Origin of the sequence: Actimicrobium sp. CCC2.4, assembly GCF_034347385.1 — a bacterium.
Taxonomy (GTDB): Bacteria; Pseudomonadota; Gammaproteobacteria; order Burkholderiales; family Burkholderiaceae_D; genus Actimicrobium.
Genome location: NZ_CP133777.1, coordinates 942,589 through 959,673 on the forward strand (window position 1 = coordinate 942,589; position 17,085 = coordinate 959,673).

15 protein-coding genes are annotated in these 17,085 nt (G+C 60.8%); 13 read left to right on the forward strand and 2 right to left on the reverse strand.

All coding sequences use genetic code 11. The annotated features are described in order from the left end of the window. Positions 1 to 39 precede the first annotated feature (39 nt). The 5 genes from RHM62_RS04485 to RHM62_RS04505 all read left to right on the forward strand — a co-directional run bounded on the left by RHM62_RS04485 (position 40) and on the right by RHM62_RS04505 (position 6,203). On the forward strand, positions 40 to 1,776 hold the full coding sequence (locus RHM62_RS04485) for a proline--tRNA ligase (RefSeq protein ID WP_322124363.1): 1,737 nt from the start codon (positions 40 to 42) through the stop codon (positions 1,774 to 1,776). A gap of 116 nt (positions 1,777 to 1,892) precedes the next feature. Further along, on the forward strand, positions 1,893 to 2,498 hold the full coding sequence (locus RHM62_RS04490) for a lytic transglycosylase domain-containing protein (RefSeq protein WP_322124364.1): 606 nt from the start codon (positions 1,893 to 1,895) through the stop codon (positions 2,496 to 2,498). Between the two features lie 86 nt (positions 2,499 to 2,584). Continuing rightward, positions 2,585 to 4,024, forward strand: coding sequence for an alkaline phosphatase (locus RHM62_RS04495; RefSeq protein WP_322124365.1), 1,440 nt, complete (start codon positions 2,585 to 2,587; stop codon positions 4,022 to 4,024). A gap of 25 nt (positions 4,025 to 4,049) precedes the next feature. Then, complete coding sequence (locus tag RHM62_RS04500) at positions 4,050 to 5,465, forward strand: alkaline phosphatase (RefSeq protein WP_322124366.1); 1,416 nt, start codon at positions 4,050 to 4,052, stop codon at positions 5,463 to 5,465. Positions 5,466 to 5,528: 63 nt separating this feature from the next. Beyond that, positions 5,529 to 6,203 carry a hypothetical protein gene (locus RHM62_RS04505; protein WP_322124367.1) on the forward strand — a complete coding sequence of 225 codons (675 nt, stop codon included), beginning with the start codon at positions 5,529 to 5,531 and terminating at the stop codon, positions 6,201 to 6,203. A gap of 68 nt (positions 6,204 to 6,271) precedes the next feature. Here the strand turns inward: RHM62_RS04505 and RHM62_RS04510 are convergent, their stop codons facing one another. Further along, a complete protein-coding gene (locus RHM62_RS04510; RefSeq protein WP_322124368.1) occupies positions 6,272 to 6,646 on the reverse strand; it encodes an SWIB/MDM2 domain-containing protein in 375 nt (124 codons plus the stop codon). A gap of 234 nt (positions 6,647 to 6,880) precedes the next feature. Further along, positions 6,881 to 8,254 (reverse strand): signal recognition particle protein, encoded by a 1,374-nt coding sequence (gene ffh / locus RHM62_RS04515; protein ID WP_009664426.1) that lies wholly within the window; start codon positions 8,252 to 8,254, stop codon positions 6,881 to 6,883. Positions 8,255 to 8,520: 266 nt separating this feature from the next. Between ffh and RHM62_RS04520 the strand changes: the two genes are divergently transcribed. From RHM62_RS04520 to RHM62_RS04555, 8 genes are read left to right on the forward strand one after another with little or no spacing between them, the layout of a single operon-like run. Further along, a complete protein-coding gene (locus RHM62_RS04520) occupies positions 8,521 to 9,498 on the forward strand; it encodes an ABC transporter substrate-binding protein (RefSeq protein WP_416172287.1) in 978 nt (325 codons plus the stop codon). Positions 9,499 to 9,508: 10 nt separating this feature from the next. Beyond that, on the forward strand, positions 9,509 to 10,330 hold the full coding sequence (locus RHM62_RS04525; protein WP_322124369.1) for an ABC transporter permease: 822 nt from the start codon (positions 9,509 to 9,511) through the stop codon (positions 10,328 to 10,330). A 1-nt stretch (position 10,331) separates the two neighbouring features. Continuing rightward, positions 10,332 to 11,129 carry an ABC transporter ATP-binding protein gene (locus RHM62_RS04530; RefSeq protein ID WP_322124370.1) on the forward strand — a complete coding sequence of 266 codons (798 nt, stop codon included), beginning with the start codon at positions 10,332 to 10,334 and terminating at the stop codon, positions 11,127 to 11,129. Continuing rightward, positions 11,129 to 12,952, forward strand: a complete 1,824-nt coding sequence (locus RHM62_RS04535) for a sensor histidine kinase (RefSeq protein ID WP_322124371.1) — start codon at positions 11,129 to 11,131, stop codon at positions 12,950 to 12,952. Before RHM62_RS04530 ends, RHM62_RS04535 begins: the two co-directional genes overlap by 1 nt. Continuing rightward, on the forward strand, positions 12,949 to 14,283 hold the full coding sequence (locus RHM62_RS04540) for a sigma-54 dependent transcriptional regulator (RefSeq protein ID WP_322124372.1): 1,335 nt from the start codon (positions 12,949 to 12,951) through the stop codon (positions 14,281 to 14,283). The genes RHM62_RS04535 and RHM62_RS04540 overlap by 4 nt, the downstream gene beginning before the upstream one ends. A 48-nt stretch (positions 14,284 to 14,331) precedes the next feature. Further along, entirely contained in the window at positions 14,332 to 15,150 is an 819-nt protein-coding gene (locus RHM62_RS04545; RefSeq protein ID WP_322124373.1) for a cytochrome C assembly family protein, read from the forward strand. Further along, on the forward strand, positions 15,147 to 15,389 hold the full coding sequence (locus tag RHM62_RS04550) for a PP0621 family protein (RefSeq protein WP_322124374.1): 243 nt from the start codon (positions 15,147 to 15,149) through the stop codon (positions 15,387 to 15,389). Before RHM62_RS04545 ends, RHM62_RS04550 begins: the two co-directional genes overlap by 4 nt. After that, positions 15,389 to 17,077 (forward strand): sensor histidine kinase, encoded by a 1,689-nt coding sequence (locus tag RHM62_RS04555; RefSeq protein WP_322124375.1) that lies wholly within the window; start codon positions 15,389 to 15,391, stop codon positions 17,075 to 17,077. The genes RHM62_RS04550 and RHM62_RS04555 overlap by 1 nt, the downstream gene beginning before the upstream one ends. The last annotated feature ends 8 nt before the right edge of the window (positions 17,078 to 17,085 follow it).

The following is a 17,085-nucleotide window of genomic DNA, read 5'->3' on the forward strand; positions in this document are numbered from 1 at the left end:
CCGATTATAACCCTCTCTTTTTAAAAAGAATTCACCGTCATGCGCGCCTCCCGATTTTTTATTTCCACCCTTAAAGAAGCTCCTGCCGACGCCGAAATCGTCAGCCATCAACTGATGATGCGAGCCGGCATGATCAAGCGCCTCGGTTCCGGAATTTATACCTACATGCCGATGGGACTGCGCGTGATCCGCAAGGTCGAGGCGATCGTGCGCGAAGAAATGAACCGTGCCGGTGCAGTCGAATTGCTGATGCCGGTCGTGCAACCGGCCGAGCTGTGGCAGGAGACGGGTCGCTGGCAGGAATACGGTGCCGAACTGATGCGCGTGAAAGACCGTCATGGCCGTGATTTCATCATCCAGCCGACCTCCGAAGAAGTCATCACCGACATCGCCCGCACCGAGATCAAGTCGTATCGTCAGTTGCCGGTCAATTTTTATCATGTGCAGACCAAGTTCCGCGATGAGCGCCGGCCCCGTTTCGGCCTGATGCGCGGGCGCGAATTCACGATGAAAGATGCCTACTCGTTCGACCGCGATCCGGCCGGCATGAAGCAGTCGTACCAGATCATGTTCGATGCCTATGTGCGGATCTTCACGCGCTTTGGCCTGGGCTTCCGTCCGGTGGCGGCCGACAACGGTGCCATCGGCGGTTCCGGTTCGCATGAATTTCATGTCATTGCCGATACCGGCGAAGACGCCATCGTCTATTGCCCAACCTCCGATTACGCCGCCAACATGGAAGCCGCCGAAGCCGCGCCTATTGCCACACCGCGCGCTGCGCCGGCACAGGAACTGATCAAGACAGCGACCCCGGGCAAAGCCAAGTGTGAGGACGTTGCGGCACTGCTGGCGGTACCGCTGCAACAGACAGTGAAATCGCTGGTCCTGACAGTCGATACCGAAACTGACGGTGTCATCGTCGACAAGCAAGTCTGGCTACTCCTGCTGCGCGGCGACCATGACCTCAACGAAATCAAGGCCGGCAAGGTGCCCGGACTGGCCGGTTACCGCTTCTCGACCGAAGCCGAAATTATCGAATACTTTGGCACGCCGCCTGGCTATCTCGGTCCGATCAATACCGTCAAGCCGGTGCATGTCGTTGCTGATTTCAGCGTCGCCCACATGAGCGATTTCATTTGCGGTGCCAATGCGGTCGACTTCCATTTCACCGGTGTCAACTGGGGCCGGGATGTGCCGGAGCCGGTCAGCTACGATCTGCGCAACGTCGTCGCCGGTGATGCCTCGCCGGACGGCAAGGGCGTACTGGCGATCCAGCGCGGCATCGAAGTCGGTCACGTTTTCCAGCTGGGTACACGCTACTCGGAAGACATGAAAGCGACGTTTCTCGATGAAAACGGCAAGCCGCAATTGCTGCAGATGGGCTGCTACGGCATCGGTGTGACGCGTATTCTGGGTGCCGCCATCGAACAGAATTTCGATGACAAGGGCATCATCTGGCCGGTCTCGATCGCACCGTTCGACATCGTGCTGTGCCCGATGGGCTACGATCGCAACGAGGCCGTCAAGACTGCCGCCGACACCTTGCTGGCTGACTTGCTGGCAGCAGGGATTGATGCGATCCTCGACGATCGCGGTGAACGCCCGGGCGCGATGTTCGCGGACTGGGAGCTGATCGGCGTGCCACATCGCATTGTCATCGGCGACCGTGGCCTCAAGGATGGCAAGCTCGAATACCAGGGGCGGCGCGAAACAGCTGCCACGGCCGTCGACATAGCGGATGCCGTGGCCTTCGTTCAGGCGCGTTTGCTGGCCTAGTAGCCTCTAGTTCTGCCGCTGGACCGGCGGAACGTTCTGTCCGGTGTCGCCACTTACCGACGTAATAAAACGGGCGGCACAGGATAAGTCCAACGGGGTTCAACGACGGAGACGACATGAAAACGATGCTGAGACTGCTGGTGCTGGCCCTGCTGCTGATCGCTGGCAGTGCGCAGGCGGGCAACCAGAAAGAAGAGGCGATGGCCGATTCCGTGCGACTGGCCTTATCCCGTGCCATCACCGAATCCCGTCCGATGAAAATGCGTTTCGCCGATATCCAGGAGCGTATTCAGTACCTGTACTGGCGCGGTGAGATGTCCGAGCGCCTGAAAAAGAAGCTGCCCGATACGCAGGTCCGTATCGAATTCCTTGAAACCGTCTGGTATGAAGCGCGTCGTGCCGGTCTCGATCCGGCCATGGTGCTCGGCCTGATCCAGGTCGAATCGGCATTTCGCAAGTACGCACTTTCTCCGGTCGGTGCGCACGGCTACATGCAGGTCATGCCATTCTGGTCGCGCGTGATCGGCGACAGTGATCGCAGCAAGCTGTTCAACATGCAGGCCAATCTGCGCTACGGCTGTTCTATCCTGCGCATGTATGTCGACATGGAACGCGGCGATCTCTACCTCGCACTGGGACGCTACAACGGCAGTCGCGGCCGTCCCGAATATCCGAATGCCGTACTGTCCGCCTGGCGCGGATGGGAGTTTAAAAGCGTCTGATCTGCCCCGGAATCCCGCCTTGTTGGATTGTCATCAAGCTGTCATGCACACTGCCTACACTCCTGGTTTTCAACAAGGAGTGAACCATGCGCATTCGTTTGATTGGCTTGCTGATTGCCTCTGCCTGGGGCCTGACCGCCTGCGGTACTTCGGCAACGTCCACCATCGCCCCCCCTAAAAATGTGATCCTGTTTCTTGGCGACGGCTATGGCATGGTGCCAATGACCGCCGCGCGGATTTATGCAGTCGGTGAAGATGGCGAACTGACCATCGACCAGTTTTCGGACACCGCCTTCGTCAAGACCTATTCGAACGATGCCCAAGTCACCGACAGTGCGCCATCAATGGCGGCCTACATGACAGGTGTCAAAACTAATAACGAAGTCATCTCATCGAGCGCCGATACCCATCCGACCGATGCCAATGGCAAAGCCTATCTGAGCGGTGCCGACAGTACCTGCCCGACCAGCGGCAACGGAACGCCGGTCACGACATTGCTCGAACTGGCGAAAGCGGCCGGCCGCGGCACGGCAGTCGTCACGACCACACGCGTCACGCATGCGACGCCTGCCGCGACTTACGCACACGTCTGTCATCGCGATGCTGAAAACACGATCGCCACACAATTGGTGCCGGGCGGTTCCGGTTACAACACCGCCCTTGGCGCTGATGGCGTTGATGTAGTGCTGGGCGGCGGCTGGCAAAATTTTCAGGCCAAAGGCGCGGCAACCGGCTCGTCACGCAGCGACACCCGTGACCTGACAGTCGAAATGAAGAGCAAGGGATATACCTACATTACCGACAAGGCCGGACTCGATGGCGTGCCGGCGACCACTACCAAATTGCTGGGACTGTTCACCGCCAGCCACATGAACTTCGATCTGGACCGCGATCCTGCCAAGGAACCCAGCCTGACCGAAATGGCCGGCAAGGCACTCGACATCGTCTCGAAAAACCAGAAGGGCTACTTCATGATGGTCGAAGGCGGCCGGATCGATCAGGCTCTGCACCCGACACTGGCGCGCAAGGCCCTGCAGGATGCCAAGGCATTCGACGACGCGATCAAGGCCACCATTGCCAAGGTCCGCCTGACGGACCCGACACTGGCCAATACGCTCATCATCGTCACCGCTGACCACGATCACACGATGGTCATGAACGGCTATGCCGCATTGACCGGCAAGACCACCGATACCAATCCCGGCATCCTCGGCCTGATGCGCGCCTACACCGATCCAAGCAAGCCTGCCAAAGACATTGACGGCAAGCCTTTCACCACGCTGGTATTCGGCAACGGCGAAAATCGTATCCAGGCCAATCGCAGCACGACGGTGGATCTGACCGACGCGCAGGTCTACGACAAAAACTATCATCAGGAAGCCGCTGTGCGGGTACCTGCCGGCAGCGAAACGCATGGCGGAGCCGACGTATTCCTCGGTGCGATGGGCCTCGGTGCCGACACGTTCCACGGCACGCTCGATAACACGCAGGTCTTTACGCTGATGAAATCAGCGGCCGGACTTTGATCACGACATCACGGAGAACAACAACATGATCAAGAAACTGGTACTCAGCGCGATGGCCGCAAGTGTCGCCGCAAGTTTGGCTGTCGTCTTCGCTGCCCCGGCCATGGCCGCTGGCGAAGCCAAGAACGTGATTTTTTTCCTTGGTGACGGCATGGGGCCGGTCACCAAGACCGCCGCACGGATCTACAAATACAGCGAATCCGGTTCGCTGGGCATGGACACGATGCCGTACACCGCCCGCGTCAAGACCTATTCGCTGGATGCACAAACCACCGACAGTGCGCCGTCGATGGCGGCATACATGACCGGTGTCAAAGAGCGCAATGACGTCATTTCGATGAGCGGCGATACCATCGCCAAAGCGCCTTCAAAGGATGTCGCCACCAACGTCTCGAACGCCGTCACCAATTGCGCCGCCACCGGCAACGGCACCGCCGTGATGACGCTGACCGAGTACGCCATCGCGCAGGGCAAAGCCACCGGTACCGTGACCACAGCACGCCTGACACACGCCACGCCAGCGGCGACCTACGCCCATTCCTGCCATCGCGATGCCGAGTATGAAATCGCCCGCCAGGCAGTCCCGGGTGGTAGCGGTTTCAATACGAAGCTGGGTGCCGGTCTTGACGTCATGATGGGCGGAATCAGTTATTACTGGCGCCCGTATGTGGCCGGTACGACGCCACGCGGACGGCCCGACGGACGTGACCTGGTCGCCGAGTTGCAAGGCAAGGGCTACACGTTTGCCAGCGATCTGGCCAGCCTGAATGCCGCACCGACGACCCCGGGCAGCAAGCTGATCGCCTTGTTTGATCAAGCGTTGGTGCAAGGGCACATGTCGTATGACGCCGACCGCAATGCGGCCGTGGAACCCAGCCTGGCGCAGATGACCACCAAGGCCATCGAATTGCTGTCAAAGAATTCGAAAGGGTATTTCCTGATGGTCGAAGGCGGTCGTATCGATCACGCACTGCATGCCACCAATGCCCGCCGGGCACTTGTCGACACCATCGCCTTTGACGATGCGATCAAGGCAGCACTGGCCACGGTTGACCTGAGCAACACACTCATTGTGGTCACCGCCGACCATGATCACACGATGGCCTTTAACGGCTATGGCAAGCGGGGCAGTCCTATTCTCGGCAACAACATCAGCTACCAGACCGGCAAGCCGAGTCTCGATGCCGATGGCGTACCGTATTCGACGCTGGTGTTTGGTAACGGTCCCAATCGCAAGGACACCCGCGTGACGGTTGACACCAGTATTGTCGAAGGACTTGATTACCAGCAGGAGTCAGCGATCCGGACCTCGAACGGTGGCGAGAGCCACGGCGGCGGCGATGTTCAGCTCTACGGTGCCGGTGCCGGGTCCAAAATATTCAAGGGCACGATCGACAACACGAAAGTGTTCACGCTGGTCAAGAGCGCTGCCGGTCTGTAATCCTGATCGCAGCACAATGGTGGCAGCGCCTGGCGCTGCCACTTTTTCCATTTTTGGATTCCAATGAAAAATTTTCCTCTAGCACTGTTGCTGCTCACCGCGACGATGTCGGCCGGCGCGGCAGAATTGCCGTCGCTGGATGCCACCGTAACTTACGATAGCAAGTTCGTATCGCATGCCGGTGTCACCGAAACACGACAGTTCCGTAACATCCTGATCCGTCGTCCCGGTCATGTCTGGATGGAGCGCGTTCTGCCTGCACAGGCGCAGGAGCACGCCGCGGCACACGCCGGCCACAAGCACTTTGATTTTGAAACTTCGACCCAGCACCTGACGCGCACCGCCACCGGAGCGATCCGCGCCGAGTACGTCGATCGCGGCGAGCGCCGTGTCGTGTTCGTACCGCCAACGGAATACAGCGTCAGCGGGTTTGATGGTTCATGGGATAACGCTGCTGCGATGGTCTCGGAAAAAGCCGTCAAGGCGATGCCCTTGTCAAAACGCGTGACCACCGTCGCAGGTACCGAGTGGCGCGAAGAGTCGCGCAATGGCTGGTACAACCGGGTCCTCTGGTCGAACCGGCAGCAGGTCGCGCTGATCGTGGAATCAGGCAAAACCGATGGCAGCATCACGCGTCGCACCGTGCTCGAATTGCAGCCGGCCACGGCGGACGCCGCGTTGCCATGGAAGCAGATCGGTGCTTATGCGCAAATGGAGTACGACGATTTCATGGATTGAACCAGCCGGTCCGCCAAAAGCAAAATGCCCGCGAGCTGCGGGCATTTTGTCGTCGAACACCTGCCATGTTATTTCAGGTGATCTGAAATCAGTTTGGTCATCTCGAACATCGATACTTGTTTTTTTCCGCCGAAGATAGCGACCAGCTTGGCGTCGCCATTGATCATGCGTTTGTTGGCGTCATCTTGCAGGGCATTTTTCTTGATGTATTCCCAGACTTTTTTGGTCACTTCGGTCCGCGGCAGCGGATCGGCACCAACGACGGCAGCCAGTGTTGCCGAGGGTGTCATCGGTTTCATGAAGGCGGCATTGGGTTTGCGCGCCACGACCGGCTTGGCGGCTGCGGGCGCCTTGGCGGCGACTTTTTTTACGGCGGCTTTGGCCGCTACTGCCTTGACTGCTGCAGCTGGTTCAGCGGCTGCGGGTTTTTTTGCTGTTGCCATCTTCAAAGCTCCTTCACGAATTTTTTTCGGTCGATGCGCCGTTTCACGCAGCGCTCATAGTGGTGGGGATTTTCCGGCCGCGCAAGCATTTTTTGAGACTTTGTAGCGCTTATTTTGAGGGGTGTTCGTGGCGGAAACCCTTGGCTAGCGCCACTTGCCTGATGATTCGATCGGCCCCGGGCAGTCCTGCTGTCCAGGGCGTGACGGTGACCGTAAGTTGATCTTGCGCTGGCGTCAGCGCATTCCGCCGCCCGGCATCATGCCTTTCATGCTGCGCATCATTTTCATCATGCCGCCGCCCTTGAGTTTTTTCATCATGGTTTGCATCTGGTCGAACTGCGCCAGCATCCGGTTGACTTCCTGCACCTGCACGCCGGCGCCGTTGGCGATACGGCGCTTGCGGGTGGCCTTGATCAGTTCCGGCTTGGCGCGTTCCTGTTTGGTCATCGAATTGATGATGCCTTCCATGCGGCGCACCTGCTTGTCGGCATTGCCCATGTTGGCACCGGCGGCGGCTTGCTGGAATTGCGCCGGCAGCTTGTCCATCATGCTGGCCATACCGCCCATTTTTTTCATTTGTCCGAGCTGTGCCTTGAAGTCGTTCAGGTCGAAGCGGCCGCCCGACTTGATCTTCTGCGCCATGTCCTGCGCGGCAGCCATGTCGACGCCTTTTTGCGCTTCTTCGACCAGCGCCAGGATGTCGCCCATGCCGAGGATGCGGTTGGCCATCCGCTGCGGATCGAAAGCTTCGAGACCGTCGAGCTTTTCGGCAGTACCGGCGAACTTGATTGGCTTGCCGGTGATGTGTCGCACCGACAGCGCCGCACCGCCACGCGCATCGCCATCGAGCTTGGTCAGCACGATGCCGGTCAGCGGCAAGGTATCGTTGAAGGCCTTGGCGGTATTGATCGCATCCTGACCCAGCATCGCATCGACGACGAACAGGGTTTCGATCGGCTTGACGGCAGCATGCAGCGCAGCGATCTCGGCCATCATTTCGGCATCGATACCGAGGCGGCCGGCGGTGTCGATGATCAGCACATCGTGATAATGGCGCTTGGCAAAGTCGAGCGCCGCCAACGCGATATCGACCGGCTTGTCGGTCGTCAGCGACGGGAAAAAGTCCGCGCCGACTTGCGCCGTCACCGTCTGCAACTGCCCGATCGCGGCCGGACGATAGACGTCGGCCGAGACCGTCAGGACCTTTTTCTTGTGCTTTTCTTTCAGGAACTTGGCCAGCTTGCCAACCGTGGTGGTCTTGCCGGCACCTTGCAAACCAGCCATCAGGATCACGGCCGGCGGCTGGGTCGCAAAACTCAGCAGCGAGGCTTCCGGACCGAGGTCGCCGCCCATCATCGCCGCCAGTTCTTTCTGGACCACGCCGACCAGTGCCTGGCCCGGCGACAGCGAGCCGATCACTTCCTCGCCCATCGCCTTGGTCTTTACCTTGGCAATGAACTCGCGCACCGCGGGCAGGGCGACGTCCGCTTCGAGCAATGCCAGGCGCACTTCGCGCAGCATCTCGGCGGTATTGGTTTCGGTCAGGCGGGCTTCGCCGCGCATGGTCTTGACGACCTTGGCAAGGCGTTGGGTCAGGTTGTCTAGCATCGGAGGGCCATCGAAAAAAGGACTGCGGTGAGAGGGCGCGGCATGTCGCGCGGGTTGGCGGCATTTTACCTGATGCGACTGACGCCACGACAGGCTTTGCCAGTGCGAGAATCCGGACGATATCTTTGGCTTGTGTGCGGATTCCCGCCTGAACTCAGCTGCTTCCCGTATGCTCGCCCTTGCAGCGGCGCGCCCGGACACCCGGTCACGGCACTGGCACGAACCCTGCATTACGCTGAGTACAATTCAATCAACAGGAGACCAGCATGTCCACCACAATGTTCCCGAAACTCTGTCTTGCCGTCGCCATCGCCGGCACCGCCTTGTCCGCGCAGGCGCAGGAAGTGATTCGTCTGGGAAATCTGAAGCTCGCGCATTTCGGCGCCGTGTCGTACATCAAGGAAATCGCGCCGCAGTGCGGTATCAAGATTGAAGAGCGCACCTTCGCCAAAGGCCTCGACGTGATGCAGGCCATCATCGCCGGTGAACTCGATGTTGGCGCGACCGCTTCCGAAGCGGCGATTGCCGGTCGCGCCAATGGCACACCGATCTACATCGTGGCCGGTTTCGCCAAGGGCGGTGCGCAGCTGGTCGCGCGTCCGGATGCCGGCATCAAATCGGTCAAGGATTTGAAAGGCAAGAAAGTCGGCGTCACCCGTGGCGGTATCCAGGAAGTCCTGCTGGCGGCCGAGCTCGGCCAGAATGGCCTGACCTCATCGGATTCGCCGGGCAAGGATGTGCAGCTGATTTATCTGGCCTATCCCGACCTCAATCAGGCGCTGCTGGGCAAGAACCTCGACGCGATCATGCAGACCGAGCCGCAGTCGTCACAGGCGATCAACAAGGGTTTCGGCGTCGGTGTGATGAAGCCGTATGACACGCCGATCGGCGAGCCGGTGCGTACGCTGGTGATGACCGAGAAGTTCTACAAGGAAAACCGTCCGGTCGCCGAGAAGTTCATGCGCTGCTTCGTGCAAGCCACCAAGACCTTCATCGAGACCAAGGGCGCGGCTGAAAAGTACGTCACCGAAACCATCTTCAAGGGCCAGATCAGCAAGGAAGATTTCAATGACGCGATCGGCAATTCGCCGTACTCATTCGATATCACCCCCGAGCATATCCAGATCACCACCGATACGATGTACAAATACGGCGTCGGCCGCATGGCCAAGCCGCCGGTGGCCAAGGATTTCGTCAAGACCGACTTGCTCGATCTGGCCAAAAAATCCCTGAACGTCAAATAAGAGCAGCGTCATGACGAATTTCAATTGGCGTCAAGCCGTCACCGGGCTGATCGTGCCTGTCGTTGCCATCGCAATCTGGCAAACCTGTTCCTCGATGGGCTGGGTCAATGCGCTGGTGCTGCCGTCACCGTACGCGGTACTGCACAAATGGTTCGAATACCTGCTGCCGCTGACGCCGTATTCAGCCGACTCCGGCAGCTGGCTCAAGTGGGCCTTCTCCGGTGAACTGCTGATCGATACCTTCAACAGCATGTACCGCGTCGTGGTCGGCTTCCTGGTCGGCGCTGGCCTGGCCCTGCCGCTGGGCCTGTCGATGGGCGCCAGCAAGCGGGTCTATGCCTGGCTCAATCCGTTGATGCAGGTGCTGCGGCCGATCCCGCCGATTGCCTACATTCCGTTGTCGATCCTGTGGTTCGGCCTGGGTAATCCACCGGCAGTATTCCTGATCGCCATCGGCGCGTTCTTCCCGGTGCTGATCAACACGATCGCCGGCGTGCGCAATGTCGACAGCATTTATCTGCGCGCCGCCCGCAACCTCGGTGCCAGCCAGAGCACGCTGTTCCTGCGCGTGATGTTGCCGGCGGCCGTGCCGTACATCCTGTCGGGCGTGCGGATCGGTATCGGTACCGCCTTCATCGTCGTGATCGTGGCCGAAATGATCGCCGTCAATAACGGTCTGGGTTTTCGCATCCTCGAAGCGCGCGAATACTTCTGGTCCGACAAGATCATCGCCGGCATGATCAGCATCGGCATGCTAGGCCTGGTCATCGATCTCGCGGTCACCCGCCTGAATAATCATTTGCTGCGCTGGCATCGTGGTCTGGAGAATTGAAATGAGTGCATCCCCCATCAGCATCAGCGGCGTCAACAAGATCTTCACGACCGTCGACCACGACGTCATCGCGCTGCAAAACATCAATCTCGAGATCCCGAGCGGCCAGTTCGTCTGCCTGCTCGGGCCGTCCGGTTGCGGCAAGTCGACACTGCTCAATGCCGTTGCCGGCTTTGCGCTGCCGACCTCGGGCACCATCGTCACCGGTGACACCACGGTAACCGGACCAGGTCCGGACCGCGGCATGGTGTTCCAGGAATACGCGCTGTTCCCGTGGATGACGGTCGAGCAAAACGTCGCCTTCGGCCTCGAAATCAAGGGTATGCCCAAGGCCGACATCGCACCGCGTGTGCTGGCACTGCTCGAAACACTGGGCCTGAAGGACTTCCGCCAGCGCTTCCCGAAAGACCTGTCCGGCGGCATGCGCCAGCGTGTCGCGATTGCCCGCGTGCTGGCACTCGATTCGCCGATCATGCTGATGGACGAGCCGTTCGGTGCACTGGATTCCCTGACCCGGCGCACGTTGCAGGATGAATTGCTGCGCATCTGGGCCGAGCTGAAAAAAACCATCCTGTTCGTCACCCACAGCATCGAGGAAGCCATCTATCTGGCCGACCGCATCGTCGTGATGACGTATCGTCCGGGCACCGTCAAGCGCGACATCCTGGTCGACTTGCCCCGTCTGCGCGATCCGTCATCGGCCGAATTCAATGCCCTCAAGCGTGAACTGGGCCAACTGGTGATGGAAGAGCAGCAGCGCCATCAAAGCGATGAAATCAGGATGGCTGCGGTCGACTGATGATGGCGCTGTTGCACGTGCAGGTGCACCGGCGCCGGCTGTGGCTGGCGGTCGCCGCTTCGCTGCTTCTTGTCGGCCTGACCTACTGGCTGGCTGCGCGCATGGCGCGCAGCGATATCGACCGTCAGAGCGAGCGCCAGTTGCAGATCATCGCGCTGGACCTGCAATCAATGCTGGAAAAATTCGAGACGCTGCCGTTCGCGCTGTCGGTCCATCCGGATCTGACGGCGGCCTTGCTGCAACCTGCCGACGCGGCCACCGTGGCGCGCGTCAACCGGACGCTGCAAACCGTCCAGCGGCAGGCCCGTGTCGCCGCCATCTACCTGATGGATCGCCAGGGGCTGACGATTGCGGCGAGTAACTGGAACGATGCCCAGAATTACATCGGTCGTAATTTCGCTTTCCGGCCGTACTTCCGCGACGCGATTGATGGCGGGGCCGGGCGCTTTTATGGCATCGGCAGCACCACCAGCGAGCCGGGGTATTTTATTGCGCAGCCGGTGCTTGCAAGCGGGCAGGGTGGGGAAGGCAAAGCGCCGCTGGGCGTACTTGCCGTCAAAATCAGCCTCAACGAATTTGAACGCACCTGGCAAACCAGCGACGAACCGATCGTGCTGGCCGACAAGGATGGCGTAGTCTTTCTTGGCAACCGGCCGGCCTGGCAGTACCGCAGCCTGGCACCGGTCGACTCCGCCGCGCGCGACAAAATCGAAGCCACTTTGCAATACGTTGGCAAGACCATCACGCCGATCACCAGCCTGCCGGCAGCCAGCCGGAAGGGTTACGACCAATCCGTGGCGCGTCCGGTCGGGCGACTCGGCTGGCAATTGCGCTTGTTTCCGGCGCAGGCGCGCATCACGCGCACGGCGCTGCTGTGGTCGGGTGCGGTCGCGCTGGTGTTGCTGAGCGCGATGCTGTCGCTGTGGGCGCGTCATCAGCGTCGCCGCCGGCTCGAAGAACGGCAGGCATCGCGTCAGGCATTGCAGCAAGCTGCCGAAGAACTCGATCTGCAAATCGCCTTGCGTACCGGCGAACTGCTGCAAGCGAACCGTGACCTCGGCGACAAGTACGCCCGCCTCGAACACGCTGAACAATTGTTGCGCACCACTCAGGACGAGCTGGTGCAAGCCGGCAAGCTGGCGATGCTCGGCCAGATGGCGGCCGGCGTCACGCATGAACTGAACCAGCCGCTGGCCGCGATCCGCGCCTTTGCCGACAATGCGGTGACCTTTCTGGAGCGTGACCAGCCCGCCCAGGCCAGTGCCAACCTGTTGCATATCAGTGCGGCCAGTGCGCGCATGGGCATCATCATCGGCCAGCTCAAAGGCTTCGCGCGCAAGAGCCACGGCAGTGTCGCGCTGGTCGAACTGACGCCATCGGTGCATGCTTCGGCGTTGCTGTTGCAAGCCGAGTTCGACCGGCTCGGCGTGGTGCTGCAACTCGATATCGCCGTGCCGCTGCAGATTACCGGCGACGCGGTACGCCTCGAGCAAGTGCTGATCAATCTGCTGCGCAATGCGCTCGATGCCGTCGAAGAAGCGCCACCGCGCCATGTTGCGTTGAGCGTGGTGCGCGATGGCGATCACGCGCTGGTCTGCGTGCGCGATTCCGGTCGTGGTATTCCGGAGGACGTCGCCGCACAATTGTTCGCGCCGTTTTTTACCACCAAGCCAAGCGGCAAGGGACTCGGCCTCGGTCTGGCGATTTCATCGTCTATCGTGCAGGCGATGCGCGGGCAATTGTCGGCACATAACCTGCCCGGAGGCGGCGCCGAATTCCAGTTGCGATTGCCCTTATTTACTGCTACCGAAAGCGCCGGATGAGCTCCAATCACGTCGTACTGGTCGAAGACGAAGCCGCCTTGCGACTGGCCACCGGCCAGACCCTCGAACTCGGTGGCTTCACCGTACTGCCCTGCGCCAGTGCCGAACAAGCTGATGGCTTGCTGGTGCGTGATTACGCCGGGGTACTGGTCACCGACGTGCGTTTGCCGGGCCGCTCCGGTCTGCAACTGCTGGCGCAGGTGATGGCCATCGATGCTGATTTGCCGGTGGTGGTGGTGACCGGTCACGGCGATGTCGAGATGGCCGTCGAGGCGATGCGCGCCGGTGCCTACGACTTCATCGAAAAGCCGTTCGCTGCCGGACGCCTGCTGGCCGCGGTGCGGCGCGCGCAAGAAAAGCGCGATCTGGTGCTGGCGAACCGCAGGCTGCAGGCGGCGTGGTTGCAGCAGCCCGGTCTGCCGCCGCTGCTCGGCCAATCTGCCGCAATCGAACGGGTGCGCACGCTGGTCGCCTCGCTCGGGCCGACGTCGGTCGACGTGCTGATCAATGGTCAGACCGGCAGCGGCAAGGAAGTCGTCGCGCGCCAGCTGCATGCGGCCAGCAAGCGCAAAGGTCATTTTGTGGCGATCAATTGCGGCGCGCTGCCGGAATCGGTATTCGAATCCGAGATGTTCGGCCACGAAGCCGGTGCCTTCACGGGCGCGCAAAAGCGCCGTATCGGCAAGCTTGAATATGCCGATGGCGGCACGCTATTCCTTGATGAAATCGAAAGCATGCCGCTCAATTTGCAAGTCAAATTGCTGCGCGTGCTGCAGGAACGCAAGCTCGAACGACTCGGCGGCAACGAGCCGGTACCGTTCGACTGCCGCGTTATCGCCGCCAGCAAGGCTGACCTGTTGCAGCTCAGCGCCAGCGGTGCGTTTCGCGAAGACCTGTACTACCGCCTCAGCGTGGTCAGCATCGGCTTGCCGCGGCTGGCGCAACGACGCGAAGATATCCCGCTGTTACTGGCGCATTTTGTGCAGGCCGCGGCGCTGCGGCACCAGCGGCCGGTGCCACTCTGGAGTACGGCGCAACTGTTGCACTGGCAATCGCGCGACTGGCCGGGGAATGTGCGCGAACTGCGCAATGTGGCCGAGCGGCTGGTGCTCGGTGTTCTCGAGGGCAGCGCCGTGGTTGATGCGGACGATGCCGGTAGCCATCATCTGACAACCTTGCTCGATGCCTACGAAAGCATGCTGATCACGGCAGCATTGACCGCGACCGATGCCAGCGTGGCGCTGGCCGCCGAACGGCTCGGCCTGCCCCGGAAAACCTTGTACGACAAACTGAAAAAACACCGGATCACGGCGGGCCGTTCGCTTGATTGAGTTGGGTTGGTGACGCAGTGCGCCACCGGCTTGGTGTAAACTCTGGCGATGCAAAATTACTCCTTCATAGCCGCCGCGCTGTTGTACGCGAGCTGCGCTTTTCTGCCGACGCGCTGGCGCCTGCCGATTTCCGGCGGTGTCGCGCTGGCCTGGACGCTGCATGGTCTGGGTTTGTGGTCGGACGTGGTGGTGCAGGATTCACTGCGACTCGGCTTTGCACAAATGCTGTCGGCCGCACTGTGGATTTCGGTCGCCGTGTACTGGGTCGAAAACCGCAACATGGCGCTCGACAGCATGCGTGTACTGATGCTGCCGGTAGCTGCCGTGGCCGTGTTGCTGCCGATAGTTTTTCCGGGCAATGTGGTGGCGCTGGACGGCAAGACCGCGCTGTTCCCGTGGCATGTGGCCGTCGCGATGCTGGCGTACAGCACGCTGACGACGGCGGCTTTTCATGCGGTGCTGATGGCGGTGCAGGAATCATATCTGCACGCGCGCCGTGGCCCGCTCAGTGAGCGCAAGGGAGGCTGGTATGCGTCCGCCATCGCGCATTTGCCGGCGCTGCTCACCATGGAAAAAATGCTGTTCCGCCTGATTGCGATCGGTTTCGGTTTGCTCACGCTGACGGTGCTGTCGGGCCTGCTGTTTTCCGAGCAGCTGTTCGGCAAGGCCTTGACCTGGGATCACAAGACGATTTTCACACTGTTGTCGTGGGTACTGTTCGGCGTGCTGCTGGCCGGACGTCACTGGCGCGGCTGGCGTGGCAGGACCGCGCTGACCTTCACGCTGACCGGTTTCGTGACCCTGCTGCTGGCCTATGTCGGCAGTCGCTTCGTGTTCGAGGTCGTGTTGCACCGGGGGCTGACATGAAATTACTCGCCTGGCTGGTACTGGTGCTGCTGGTGATTTACGCAGTGCGCAAGAAAATGACGGCCGCGATGCGGCAACCGCCGCCACCGCAAGCGCAGCGTCCCCCTGAAGTCGAAGGCGAATCGATGGTCAGCTGTGCCCATTGCGGTATTTATGTTCCAGCTTCCGAAGCACTGACCGGACCGCAGGGGCAGCTGTATTGCAGTCCGGAGCACCGCGCTCTTCACGCGCCGTCCTGATGCAGCACTGGCGCGCTCACCGCCTCACGCTGGAGCCCGGGGGCGGATCCGCACGGGAAGAATACGCCGGTGCCAGCAGTACCTTGTGGCGCACGCTGCAAGCTTTCAATCTGTCGCGTTTCGTGATTGTCCTGCTGCTGCTGGTCTATCTTGGCGTGCTCGAGATGCGCAGTGCCGGCGACGACGTAGCGCCTCCCTATCTGCAGTTGTGCAGCGTGTACCTGTTCGCTTCAGCCGCTTTCTGGGTGCTGGCAGCACGCTCGCGCGAGCGCTTTCTGTTGCAGCTATCGACCCAGATCGCGGTTGATATCGTCCTCATTGCCACGCTGTTCGTGCTGGCCGGTGGTGCCCGCAGCGGACTGGCCATCCTGTTCCTGTTCCCGCTGGCCGGCGGGGCGATCCTCGCACCCCTGATTCTTGCGCTGTTCTACACGTCGGTAGTGGCACTGGTGCTGCTGTTCGACAGCGTCTGGCAATCGTTGCGGATGATGCCGGATGTGTCGATTTCTGCGGCCGGCTTGTACGGCATGGCCTTCTTCGCCGCAGCGGTATTGCTCAACCGGCTGGCCTCCAAGCTGATCAAGCAGGAGAGTCTCGCCGCGCAGCGCGGGCAGTCCCTGCAATTGCAGGAGGCGATCAACACGCTGATCATCGCCGACATGGGCGATGGCATCCTCGTGCTCGATGAAGACACCACCATCGTGACCGGCAATCCGGCGGCACAAACGATGCTCGGCGTTGCGCTGACGGGCGAACATGCCCTCGTGCGACTGGCCGACAGCCTGGCGCTGGCACCGATCGATGAGGCCCGGCTGGCATGGACCCGCCGTGTCGCCGGCGATGACGGCTTTGGCATCTACGTGATGCTCAAGCCGGCCGGGCGGCGTGATCTGGCAGCGCACCTGAAGCTACGTTTTGCGACGGTGCAGGCACCCGGTCTGGATCGTGAACGTACCGTGATCTTTTTGCAGGATGTCACCGAAATCGAAAACCGCGCGCAGGAGCTGAAGCTGGCATCGATGGGACGCCTGACTGCCAGCATTGCCCACGAAGTACGCAATCCGCTGTCGGCGATTTCGCATGCCGCGTCCTTGCTCGAAGAAGAGGCACCCGACCCGACGCGGGTTCGCTTGCTGGCCATCATCGAAGACAACGTGGCGCGCCTCAACCGCATGATCGAAGATATCCTGAAGCTCTCGCGCAAGGCGCAAGCACTGGGCGAGCCCTTGCCGCTGTCGGCGTTTCTGACCGGCTTGCTGGCGGAATTCGTGGATATCCACGGCTTGCCGGAGCAAGTCATTGTCGCTTCCGGCACAGCGGGTCACCGGGTGCGATTTGACCCGCTGCATTTGCGCGAAGTGATCGTGAACCTGCTGTCGAACGCGTTGCGCTATGCCAGCGGACGCAGCGGCAGTATTCGCCTCGATGTGATTGCTCTGGCCGGCAAGCGCATCGAACTGCATGTACAGGATGATGGCGTGCCGATCACGCCGGCGGTGCGCGCACACCTGTTCGAGCCTTTTTACACGACCTCCAGCAGAGGCACGGGACTGGGTCTTTATCTGGCGCGGGAACTGTGCCTCAACAACGAAGCGATGCTGGACTACGAGTACCGGCGCGAGGCGGACGACGCCTCCGAATCCAGCGGGCGCTTCGTAATCACCTTCGCCACGGCTACTATTCTTTAACGGGAAAC

Excerpts from the sequence above, each read along its gene's own strand:
- RHM62_RS04535 (WP_322124371.1), top strand. The coding sequence starts at position 11,129 with ATGATGGCGCTGTTGCACGTGCAGGTGCACCGGCGCCGGCTGTGGCTG.
- RHM62_RS04555 (WP_322124375.1), top strand. The coding sequence starts at position 15,389 with ATGCAGCACTGGCGCGCTCACCGCCTCACGCTGGAGCCCGGGGGCGGA.
- RHM62_RS04490 (WP_322124364.1), top strand. The coding sequence starts at position 1,893 with ATGAAAACGATGCTGAGACTGCTGGTGCTGGCCCTGCTGCTGATCGCT.
- RHM62_RS04500 (WP_322124366.1), top strand. The coding sequence starts at position 4,050 with ATGATCAAGAAACTGGTACTCAGCGCGATGGCCGCAAGTGTCGCCGCA.
- RHM62_RS04510 (WP_322124368.1), bottom strand. The coding sequence starts at position 6,646 with ATGGCAACAGCAAAAAAACCCGCAGCCGCTGAACCAGCTGCAGCAGTC.
- ffh (WP_009664426.1), bottom strand. The coding sequence starts at position 8,254 with ATGCTAGACAACCTGACCCAACGCCTTGCCAAGGTCGTCAAGACCATG.
- RHM62_RS04485 (WP_322124363.1), top strand. The coding sequence starts at position 40 with ATGCGCGCCTCCCGATTTTTTATTTCCACCCTTAAAGAAGCTCCTGCC.
- RHM62_RS04545 (WP_322124373.1), top strand. The coding sequence starts at position 14,332 with ATGCAAAATTACTCCTTCATAGCCGCCGCGCTGTTGTACGCGAGCTGC.
- RHM62_RS04550 (WP_322124374.1), top strand. The coding sequence starts at position 15,147 with ATGAAATTACTCGCCTGGCTGGTACTGGTGCTGCTGGTGATTTACGCA.
- RHM62_RS04525 (WP_322124369.1), top strand. The coding sequence starts at position 9,509 with ATGACGAATTTCAATTGGCGTCAAGCCGTCACCGGGCTGATCGTGCCT.
- RHM62_RS04520 (WP_416172287.1), top strand. The coding sequence starts at position 8,521 with ATGTCCACCACAATGTTCCCGAAACTCTGTCTTGCCGTCGCCATCGCC.
- RHM62_RS04530 (WP_322124370.1), top strand. The coding sequence starts at position 10,332 with ATGAGTGCATCCCCCATCAGCATCAGCGGCGTCAACAAGATCTTCACG.
- RHM62_RS04495 (WP_322124365.1), top strand. The coding sequence starts at position 2,585 with ATGCGCATTCGTTTGATTGGCTTGCTGATTGCCTCTGCCTGGGGCCTG.
- RHM62_RS04540 (WP_322124372.1), top strand. The coding sequence starts at position 12,949 with ATGAGCTCCAATCACGTCGTACTGGTCGAAGACGAAGCCGCCTTGCGA.
- RHM62_RS04505 (WP_322124367.1), top strand. The coding sequence starts at position 5,529 with ATGAAAAATTTTCCTCTAGCACTGTTGCTGCTCACCGCGACGATGTCG.